Source organism: Chamaesiphon polymorphus CCALA 037, from assembly GCF_003003845.1.
GTDB classification, from domain to species: Bacteria; Cyanobacteriota; Cyanobacteriia; order Cyanobacteriales; family Chamaesiphonaceae; genus Chamaesiphon; species Chamaesiphon polymorphus.
Genome location: NZ_PVWO01000564.1, coordinates 1 through 3,465, shown reverse-complemented (window position 1 = coordinate 3,465; position 3,465 = coordinate 1). Strand labels below are relative to the sequence as shown.

At 41.5% G+C, this 3,465-nt stretch carries 2 protein-coding genes; both read left to right on the top strand.

The window, feature by feature from the left end; all coding sequences use genetic code 11:
* The first annotated feature begins 240 nt into the window (after positions 1–240).
* A complete protein-coding gene (locus C7B77_RS26420) occupies positions 241–1,017 on the top strand; it encodes an HIRAN domain-containing protein (RefSeq protein ID WP_106312011.1) in 777 nt (258 codons plus the stop codon).
* 203 nt (positions 1,018–1,220) lie between these two features.
* On the top strand, positions 1,221–3,465 hold a 2,245-nt coding region (locus tag C7B77_RS26415; RefSeq protein WP_106312008.1), incomplete at its 3' end, for an RNA-binding domain-containing protein.

Sequence of the window (3,465 nt, the reverse complement as noted above, 5' to 3'; positions counted from 1 at the left end):
CTATTTTGATTTGAATAACAATTTCGGTTGCCTTAGCATCTAAGGCATTTGCAACTGCTTCAAAATAAATTTGCTCATAAGAAGGATTAGGATAAAAGGTTGAAATTGCATTTTTAAGATTAATTTTCATTTTCAGCTATCGAATTTACTACAGACGATACAAATATTAAATTATTTATGTAATAACAAAATTATTACACTAACTGTATACAGATTGCTCACTCTCCCAGAGAAAAAATTATGACTACTCTCTTCCTCGCTTGGCAAGATCCGACATCCCGCGCTTGGTTTCCGATCGGCAAACTCACCCATGACGGGCAAAGATATCACTTTGGCTATATTCAAGGCGCACTCAGAGCTACGGCGGAAGCTAACTTCCAGCCCTTATTTGCATTTCCAGAGTTCGATCGATCCTACACCTCGATCGAACTCTTCCCACCCTTTGCCAATCGGTTGTTACGTCGATCGCGTCCTGAATATCCAGACTTCATTCAGTGGCTCGATTTAGCTTCAGACGCAAATGGCTCCCCGCAAATTGAGATCGATCCGATTACCCTTCTCACCCGCAGCGGTGGAAAACGCGCTACCGACCATTTTGAAGTATTTCCCCTCCCAGAGCGCAATGAGGCGGGAGTGTATCAAATTTACTTCTTCGCTCATGGCTTGAGCCATTATCCCCCGACTGCCCAACAGAGAGCTTCTCAATGTATCGCTGGAGAAGAGCTACTGCTAGTCCACGATCTCCAAAATAAATACGATAGCCGTGCTTTAATGCTCAGAACTGACGATCGACAGATCGTTGGTTTTTGTCCGCGCTATTTAGTCCAAGATTTGTTCGAGCTAGTCAGCCGATTCCCCCACGAAGTTCGGGTTGTAGTTGAAAAGGTCAACCCCGCACCCACACCACTCCAATATCGCCTGTTGTGCAAATTAACCGCCCAATGGAAACCAGACTTTCACCCCTTTGCTGGGCCTGAATACCAACCATTGGCAAAAGAACTCATGCCAGCAATGTGAACCAAATCTAGCGAACTCAACAGAAAGATTTACCCAAACTATCTATGCTGCATTATTAGCTGTGTTGACGATAACTCTCTGACAGAGAGTTATCGTCACAATTTCATCAGGGAATGTCTAAGCTAGGTACCCTATACAATAGGTGAAGATACTAGTATTATAGTACTGTTACTCTCAAAGCCTATCTTCAGCAAATTTTTCAGATGCCGACTCCGAGAGAAGTATTTAATGACCCCGAACTATACTGGAATTTTCTTACCGCTGCGACTGATATTGAGTTTGAAGGGCAGTATTTCGATCGTAAGGAAATAGGACAAGCTGAAACAAACGGCAAAGCTAGCGACAGCCAAGTCAAAGAGTTTAAAAAGCAATTGCAAGAATGTATTTCTGCATTTGCCAATAAAAATAAGTTGGGTGGACTTCTGGTAATTGGTATTTCTAAAATAGGAGAAGTAGCTGGGATCGACCATCTAACTGAAAATCAATGTAATAGCCTCACAAATATTAATGTACTTTTAGCCTATCAATGCGCTGAGGCTAGGTTGATGGATTGTCAGAATGCGGCAGGCGATTCCAGGAAGATCTGCCTCATTTATGTTCCATACACCACTGATGGAATTTGTGAAACAATAGAAGCCTCTCCCAAAGCCTGGACACGAAATGGAATGTCTAATATTCCGATAAACGCGGCTCAAAAGGAACAGTTAAAGCGAGATAAACAAATTGTTAATTATGAACAATCCCGCTGCTGTACTTATAAACCGGAAGATATCGATCGAGGAGTATTAGAAACATTTCGCTCGGTTTATACCGAAGATGCAACATATACTTGCACAGACGAAGAAATGCTTTACCAAGTAGGAGCATTAGATAAAGATGTAGATGGGAATTATTTTTTCACAAAAGTAGGATTCCTCTTTTTTGCATCTAATCCGCAGCGGGTTCTTTCTTGGTCTTATCTAAGGTTATTGCGCTTTTCAACAGATGTTGATGAAGAGCGTGGATTACCAACATTTGAGAAAAATTTCACTGGCTCAGTCACAAAGCAAATTCGCGATCTGCGCGTGCTGCTTCAGGAATCCGGACTTTTCAAGACTTATTCTAGACGGAACCCAACTGGAGGTGGTTTTATTGATGAACCAGAATATCCTTCAATTGCTGTAGATGAGGCGATTGTCAATGCAGTAGTGCATCGAGACTATGCCGTTAATCTTCCAATTGAGTGTGAATACTATAAAGATGCCTTTATTGTTCGGAATCAGGGACGGGTAATTCAAAGAGATTGTGATGTACCTAAAGATTTTTCACTAGCTGAAAAAGTGCTGGTATCTACACCTAGAAATCCCAAACTGATTGAGTGGTTAAAGTTGATGAAAGACCAACGAGGTAAGTCTTTTGTCAGAGCATTAAGCGAAGGTACCAAGCAAATGTGCCGAGAAATGCTAGCCTTACAACTCCCTGCGCCTAATTACAGAAGCACTGAATCACAAACAACAGTAACTTTGTTTAGTCGTGCAGCCGAACGAGAGGCATCGATTCAAGCCACTTCAACAATAAAAGCAACAGAATTTGCCAATTTATTCCCTCTCAAACTTACATTTGATGGGGCAGAAACTCCCAATTTCGAGCAATTCAGACAAATCGAACGGGACATTATGTCTTCTCTCAAAGATGCTTTAGTTGCACAGGGATGGTACATCGATCGTTACAAGTTTGGAAGAATAACGGCGCATCGACTAAAATCAGACCTTACATTACCTCAAAACGTTAACAATATAGTTCGGTTTTATCCCGCCTATGAATTTCAGCTAAGGCGATATTGGGGTAATTATTACCTATGTGTTGATTACACTTTACAAGTCAAAAATGTCTGTTTTATCAACAAATTGTTAGACATTTTTGAACCTAATGAGTTAGTAGATAAAGTTGCCACCGCATCTTGGAGCGGTTGGCAGATGGGTCGGATTACCCATGCAGCATCAGAATGGACGAATGTTTATTTGTTCGATTTTGAGAAAGAAGAGCAGATCGCTAGCAATCTAGTAATTCCCAATCTTTCTCGAAACTCGATCGAGCGAGTTCTCCAACAGCGTTCTATCCATTTCGATCTAGCACAAGCCACCAAAAAACATAGCCTTGCGCTTGAGCCTGGTGCTGCCCGCATCCGTGCTGAGAAAACTCAAGCTGTCATCAACGAAATTACTCAGTCGATCTTTCCATTGAGAATTAACATTTTGAGTGTCTTGCTTCAGAACACACCCATTTCTCTTCCTCGTCAGCGGGTTACTGGTAAAGAATTATTAGTGCAAGACTTAGTTGAACCCAAAGTTGAATTTAATCGAAGCCAATCAGATCCCAATATTCGTGAAGGTATTACTCGATTTGGAGCTTACGATATCGATCGCGCAGACATTGAAATAGTACCAATTTGCAATGTCGAACTAAGGC